This window comes from Pseudogracilibacillus amylolyticus (SeqCode), assembly GCF_051918545.1.
Classification (GTDB): Bacteria; Bacillota; Bacilli; order Bacillales; family Amphibacillaceae; genus Pseudogracilibacillus.
Genome location: NZ_JBPPZG010000206.1, coordinates 1 through 6,705 on the forward strand (window position 1 = coordinate 1; position 6,705 = coordinate 6,705).

At 36.0% G+C, this 6,705-nt stretch carries 6 protein-coding genes and 2 pseudogenes; 1 reads left to right on the plus strand and 7 read right to left on the minus strand.

The genetic code is table 11. The features are described 5' to 3' along the window. Positions 1-25: 25 nt before the first annotated feature. The 7 genes and pseudogenes from ACPYKA_RS17255 to ACPYKA_RS17285 all read right to left on the minus strand — a co-directional run bounded on the left by ACPYKA_RS17255 (position 26) and on the right by ACPYKA_RS17285 (position 6,377). Complete coding sequence (locus ACPYKA_RS17255) at positions 26-523, minus strand: hypothetical protein (RefSeq protein ID WP_479543452.1); 498 nt, start codon at positions 521-523, stop codon at positions 26-28. Next, positions 516-1,400, minus strand: coding sequence for an ABC transporter ATP-binding protein (locus ACPYKA_RS17260; protein ID WP_479543453.1), 885 nt, complete (start codon positions 1,398-1,400; stop codon positions 516-518). Before ACPYKA_RS17260 ends, ACPYKA_RS17255 begins: the two co-directional genes overlap by 8 nt. Before the next feature lie 96 nt (positions 1,401-1,496). Further along, entirely contained in the window at positions 1,497-2,561 is a 1,065-nt protein-coding gene (locus ACPYKA_RS17265) for a sensor histidine kinase (protein ID WP_479543454.1), read from the minus strand. 5 nt (positions 2,562-2,566) lie between these two features. After that, positions 2,567-3,277 (minus strand): response regulator transcription factor, encoded by a 711-nt coding sequence (locus ACPYKA_RS17270; protein ID WP_479543455.1) that lies wholly within the window; start codon positions 3,275-3,277, stop codon positions 2,567-2,569. Positions 3,278-3,338: 61 nt separating this feature from the next. Beyond that, positions 3,339-3,690: pseudogene (locus tag ACPYKA_RS17275) on the minus strand (hypothetical protein). A gap of 993 nt (positions 3,691-4,683) precedes the next feature. After that, positions 4,684-5,709: a sensor histidine kinase gene (locus ACPYKA_RS17280; protein WP_479543456.1), complete on the minus strand. Its 1,026-nt coding sequence runs from the start codon at positions 5,707-5,709 to the stop codon at positions 4,684-4,686. Continuing rightward, positions 5,706-6,377 carry a winged helix-turn-helix domain-containing protein gene (locus ACPYKA_RS17285; protein ID WP_479543457.1) on the minus strand — a complete coding sequence of 224 codons (672 nt, stop codon included), beginning with the start codon at positions 6,375-6,377 and terminating at the stop codon, positions 5,706-5,708. Before ACPYKA_RS17285 ends, ACPYKA_RS17280 begins: the two co-directional genes overlap by 4 nt. A 206-nt stretch (positions 6,378-6,583) precedes the next feature. On the opposite strand from ACPYKA_RS17285, the pseudogene ACPYKA_RS17290 reads away from it, so the two are divergent. Next, positions 6,584-6,705, plus strand: a pseudogene (locus tag ACPYKA_RS17290) (bacitracin ABC transporter ATP-binding protein); the annotation flags it as partial.

Below are 6,705 nucleotides of genomic sequence, written 5' to 3' on the forward strand. Positions count from 1 at the left end.
ATGTCAAACAATATCGTTAGTGCACTCAAAACACATAGGGAGGGAAGAACGACCATACATAAGGCAAAAGGTAATCATGTAATACAAACTGTGTCTCCTCAAGCCGAATATACTGCATAGTAATAAAAGCTAATTCTAATACGCCAGCCATGACAGCAAGTATTAAAAAAACACTAATCAGCTTTGTAAGCAAATAATGGAAATTACTCATCGGACTAGGTACTAGAATCGTACCGACACCTAACTTTCTGTCTTCGGAAATCTTCCCTCTTAAAAGGTAAAATCCAAAAGGCCAAAGAAACAGTGAACTGCTAAGTGCCGCAACGGCTCCTAACCATGCTGAATTGTAAATGCTGCGTGCTTCACCTACATACATGGTTTGGTAACCTGCATCAGCTGGAGGTACAAGGAAATATCCAAGAGTAATCACCACTCCAAGCATTATTAAAAATCCATAGGATCTCAATATCAGCATTAGATTGTAATGGCTGATGGTGATACAACGTTGGATTCTATCAATCATTACGCGTTCCCCCATTTCTTACAGATATATAATAAAGATAGGCATCCTCTAAAGTTGGGGATATCATTTCTGCATCTGGGAACGGACGACGATTAGAGATGATTCGCACATGCATGCCATCACTACGTTGAAATACTCGGCTGACCACATGGGCCTGTTGAATTTCTGGCAATTGCCTGCTTGGAACCGTGCACTCCCATACTTTGTGCTCCACATCAATGAGAAGATCTTCCGGTAGAGCATGTTGCAACAATTTGCCTTCAGACATAATAGCAATTTGAGAAGCAATGGATTCAACGTCAGATACGATATGTGTGGACAGGATAATAATCCGTCCAGAGGCCAAATTCGCTAAGAGGTTGCGAAATCGAATACGTTCTTCGGGATCAAGGCCAACAGTCGGTTCATCAACGATGAGAAGTTTTGGATCATTTAAAAGAGCCTGCGCGATACCGACACGCTGTTTCATTCCTCCCGAAAAACCACCTATCCTTCGTTTAGCGTCCTGAGCCAGATTCAACGTGTCAAGAAGATCTTGAATGCGTTGTCTTGCTAAATTCATAGGCAATCCTTTAACGGCAGCCATATATTCAAGAAATTCAATCACGTTCAAATTCGGGTAAATCCCAAAATCTTGAGGTAAATAACCAAGGTTTTTTCTTATTTCTTTAGGATTATTTACAATGTTCATCCCATCTAATGTAACTTTTCCATCTGTTGCGCGCATTAATGTAGCGAGGATTTTCATTAGAGTAGTTTTACCCGCTCCATTGGGTCCAAGTAGACCTAGGACACCAGGCTTCAAACATAAACTGAAATCAGTAAGTGCTTGCTTATTTCCATAATTTTTACTTACTTGATCAATCATTAATTCCATTAATCATTCTCCTTTCACTCAACTGGATGTTTCCAGAATAATTATAACGAATGAGAGTAAAATCTAAGTAAACAGCAAGCAAAATCGAAATTATTTCTATAGAGGCAGCAAAACTTGCATTGTAGTTCCTTCATTTATACGACTTTTTACGCGGATGTCCCCGTTATAGGCAGAAATTAACTGTTGAGCAACAGCCATTCCTAAGCCTGTTCCTTCCAATATTGCATCGGTGGATGTTCCCCGATAATATTTACGAAACAAATGGTCAATTGTTTCCTTGTCCATTCCTTTCCCGTTATCTTCGATGGTGATCTTGAGATCTGTCAACTTTTGAAGGGTTACTCTAATTCGTGTCCCTTTAGGATTATGTGTAACCGAATTAACAAGCAAATTTCGAAGAGCCCGTTGAAAAAGTTTAGGATCGATTTGCATATCAAGTTGAGTTTCAACTGTTTCAAAAGAAAGGTGATAGCCATTTGCCCACGGAGCACTGGCTACATCAGCAACAGTACGGCGAACAAGTTCCACTACATCCTTGTTCTCCATTTCTAAAGGAAAGTGTGCCCCTTCCAGTCGGAATGACAAATTTAAATCTTGAATGAGCTCATTCATATGTTCCGCTTTTCCGTGGATTTCCAATAGGAACTGTTCTTGTTTTTCTTCACTCCATTGAAACCGGTTTGACAATAGCATGGTTGAATAACCTGTTATGTAAGTGAGTGGAGTTTTTAAATCATGAGAAATGCCGGCAATCCATTCTTTTTTCATTCGATCCAACTTTTCCCGTTCCCTATGGTTGTTTTCTAAGGTTTGTGTTAAGGTTTCAAGGTGATCAATTAATTCTTTATATACTCGATAAGGGCCCTTTAATTTATGTGTTTTTTTTGAATAGATATTATTATGCTGAACAGGCGGATAATAGTTTCCATTGGCTAAATGATGAATCCATTGAATCATATAGTAAATTGGTTTCCCTATGTACCAGCCATAAATAATAAGGGATATGAAATATATCGAACCTAAAATTACGAGAGGTGTAGCACCCTTTTCCATCAATTCTGGCAAAAGAATACTTACTACTGCCAGAACGAAACTCGTAAAAACAAACATTAACACAAAAGTTAAAATTAAATAAACGACGATACGTAGCATTACTTTCATAGTCATCAACCTTTACATGGTGGCACAAATTTATAGCCTAGCCCTCTAATATTAACAAGAATACCAGGATTGGCGGGGTCCTTCTCAATCTTTTTTCGAAGTTTGGAGATATGAATAACCACTGTTTTTTCGTCACCCTGAAGAGCGGATCCCCAAACCTGTTCATATAATTGTTGAGCGGTAAAAATTCGATTCGGATGCTCACACAAAAATACAAGCAGTTCAAATTCCTTAGCCGTGCAATGTCGATCAAAGCCATTCACAATTAATTGCCCCGCACTTTTGTGAACGGTAAAAACACCAAAATCCAGGATTTCCTCCTCCTGTCCTACATAAGAGGACTTATTCAAATTCTGTCTCCGTAGTTGGGCCCGTATCCTTGCTACTACTTCAAGAGGGTTAAATGGCTTGGTGATATAATCATCCCCACCGATTCCAAGCCCCATTAATTTATCAAGATCTCCAGTTAGCGCTGTCAAAAACAGGATTGGAACTGATGTTATTTTTCTAATTTGTTGGCACAATTCAAATCCATCAATATCTGGCAGCATAACGTCAAGGACAATTAAATCAAAAGCCACATTCTCAACCAAATGTAAGGCTTCATTCCCAGATGATGCCGTTGCGATTTGAGTATAGCCCTCTTGATTTAAAAGATTTTCCAACATTGTCAAAATTCCTTTTTCATCGTCCACTAATAATATTTTATCAACCAAAACAGGATCCTCCTTTGTAAACTAAACTTGCTTTCTATCACTTAAAAATCACAGAAGAGAATTATTTAATACGGTTCTCCAAGGATTCGATTGCCAGTTTAAACGCAATTAAACGACGCTCATTTAATGTTTTTTGAGAACTACCTTCTTTTGCCTTTGTTATCTGTTTTTCAATAGATGGAATGATGTCTTCTAGTATATCTTTAGAAGTCAATATGATTTTTTTCATCATAGAAAAAACCTACTCCATTGCAAGCATCCTTTAGGCTTCGTAAACCGATTTTTACGGCACTTCGTCTTTTATGACAAGGGTTGTTGTCGGTCAAGCTTTTATAAGCATTTGAAAGCTTATTAAAAGTAGACTCCAAGGATTTAATAGACAAATCCTGGATTTCTTGGCTAACAGTTTTCATATGTGAACCTCCCTTTTAAATAATCCAACAATTTATAAATCTCTTATACACTATCTACCCCGGTCGTATAAAAATTTTTTATTTAGGTTAATCATATATACATACGATAGTTTTTATTTCCCTGATTATCAATATAATACACCAACAAAATATATAGCACACTATCTAAAAACCAACTGAATTAGACGGCTTGTAACAAAATGAATCCTAAGCTAGTTCACATGTTCATAAAATGGGGATAAAATGGACTAAAGTAAAATGACTTGGAGGAACCATAACCTTCTCTTCCAAACAGATAGAGGGGGTCATCTATGTCCTAACACCACAAAAAAAGGTGCTTCCTAGTCAAAAATAGAAACACCCCATTATGCGTATAAATTCAGGAAGATTATTTGTTTTTTTTTTACTGTGATATTCTTCCGATAGTTGCTATGTATTAATCTTTTTTTATTGCTCCATAATCAGTCTGTTCAAAAAAGCTATTCACAGCCAAACAAAACATAATACTATTTATTTCTGTTGATACATATAAAGTGAGAAGGGACACAATAAGCAAAAATCCAACAAATGTTGATATAATCGCTTTTTTTCACTTTTAAGGTGTGAGTTTATTACACAACTCCTTTGATTTTTCTTATGCTAATAGAGATAGAACAATATAAGGAGAATATCTCATACTGATTCAAACTATGAAATATAGTGAGAGTTTGTCCAGTAGGGGTAAATCTGGGCTTATTTCAATTTGTGAAAATGTGTTTATTATATCATACCGCCCATATTATTATCGTCTGTAATATCTATTACATATAGACACAAAATAGCGTTATATCTTATTTTTGATTGCGGTACCCTTTTGTTACCCCAATTCACTTACTATTGACTAAATTATTTTACTATTTCTTATAAGCCTCGGGATAAACATTATTCTACTTGAACATCTTTAATTTGATACTTATTTTCCGATTACCCAATTTTTTAACCCCACCATTATACTTATAGATGATAATAATTTCTGATTTTCGGAAAGTGGATGGTGACCCTCGTATATTTGCCTTCTTCCGATTGAATGGAGAGGTCATGTCCTAATTTAAGGGCCATTTGTTTTGCAAGGTAAAGGCCTATCCCGGTAGATTTGGAATGACTTCTCCCAATAGATCCTGTAAATCCTTTTTCAAATACGCGGCTGATATCTTCCAGCTTAATCCCAATGCCTGTATCTTGAATCAGCAGCCGCTTTTCTTTTCGATCTTCCTTAAATTGTACGGAGATTTCCCCGCCTTCATCTGTATATTTTAAAGCATTTGAAAAAACTTGGTCTATGATAAATCCGAGCCATTTACTGTCGGTATGGACAACCTGCTCCATATCATCCATATGAAAACGAATTTGCTTGTTAATAAAGGATTTGGCAAATTTCTTTACACTGTTTTTAACGACTTGATCCAACGCTACCTCGGAAATAAAATAATCTTTGGAAAACGAATCAATGCGAGAATAATAAAGAGCCTGCTCCACGTAATTTTCGATTTTATCCAACTCATCTTCAAACTTGTCCACAAGGGATTCAACAGTTCTTCCATTACTGTTTTCCATAAGCAAGCGACCTGCCGCAATCGGAACCTTAACTTCATGAATCCAAGATGTAATAAAATCTTGATGATCGCGTTTTTCGTTATACAACTTTTGTAGTTGATCGCCATGCATACCATTTACTTTTTTTAATAATTCAAGATAAATCTGTTGTTCATTGTTTCGCGGTTTAGGAAGAGTTGCGAGAAATTCTTCATGGCTACTTTCAACCAAATCATGTAATTCCAGATAAAACTCCCTATTAAAATAGTATTCGATGATTACATAAATAGCCACAATAAAAAAGATAACCACATTGATATAGACAATATCATTGACAGCGTGTCTGGAATGTGCGCTTACAAACATCATCAAAGAAACAAAGAACATAACGATCACATATAATATAAAGAAATTCCGTTTATCTTTTAGATATTGAATGAAACTCATTGGATAATATAACCTTGTCCTTTCTTAGTTGTAATAAAGTGTTCTTTTCCAAGCTCAACAAGTTTTTTACGCAGGCGAGCAATATTAACCGTCAATGTATTTTCATCCACAAAACTTTCATCCTTCCAAAGGCTTCGCATCATTTTCCTTCGATTTACAATGGTACCTTTGTTTTGCATGAGGATTTTCAGAATAAGAAATTCCGTTTTCGTGAGATCTGATTTTTGATCTCCATGTAAGACCTCTCCGTCATCAAGGTTTAATACAATTCCGTCATGTTCCATTGTCTTAGAATGTGTTTCCAAGTATGAATAGGTCCTGCGAAGGAGCGCATTCATTTTCGCTATCAATACATCCATATAGAAAGGTTTTTGAATATAATCATCCCCACCCATGTTCATCGACATTACTATATCCATTGGTGTATCACGGGAAGAGAGAAAGATCATTGGGACCTTTGAAACTTCTCTGATTTTGTTACACCAGTAAAATCCGTCAAACGATGGCAAATTGATATCCATAATGACTAGGTGAGGATCATAATTAAGAAATACCTGCATTATTTGGTCAAAGTCTTCGATCTTAATGGTTTCAAAACCCCATTTTTCTAATGCTTCCCCTACCATATCACGAATGGTCAAATCATCTTCCACGATCATGATTTTCATTCCTATTTCCTCCAAACATGCATCATACTTCAACATCATTTTAATTGAATATCGACCAACAAACAAAGAAAAGATCACATTTAAGTTGTTTTTTTGTCAATGTGACAAAAATGTAAGGTTATGAGATCAAGCTGTAAGTTTATATTAAGGTTTTCTATTATACAATTAAATTGTAGAAAAAACAGCTCTGAATGGAGGATTTATATATGAATATTGTAGTCGAAGCAAAACAAATAAAAAAAGTCTATGGTGCAAAGGGAAATGTATTTTCAGCTTTGGAGGATATAGACTTAACCGTCATGGAAGGTGAATTCGTCGGTATTATGGG

Coding starts and splice junctions, on each gene's coding strand:
- ACPYKA_RS17255 (WP_479543452.1), bottom strand. CDS start 523: ATGATTGATAGAATCCAACGTTGTATCACCATCAGCCATTACAATCTA.
- ACPYKA_RS17260 (WP_479543453.1), bottom strand. CDS start 1,400: ATGGAATTAATGATTGATCAAGTAAGTAAAAATTATGGAAATAAGCAA.
- ACPYKA_RS17265 (WP_479543454.1), bottom strand. CDS start 2,561: ATGAAAGTAATGCTACGTATCGTCGTTTATTTAATTTTAACTTTTGTG.
- ACPYKA_RS17280 (WP_479543456.1), bottom strand. CDS start 5,709: ATGAGTTTCATTCAATATCTAAAAGATAAACGGAATTTCTTTATATTA.
- ACPYKA_RS17285 (WP_479543457.1), bottom strand. CDS start 6,377: ATGAAAATCATGATCGTGGAAGATGATTTGACCATTCGTGATATGGTA.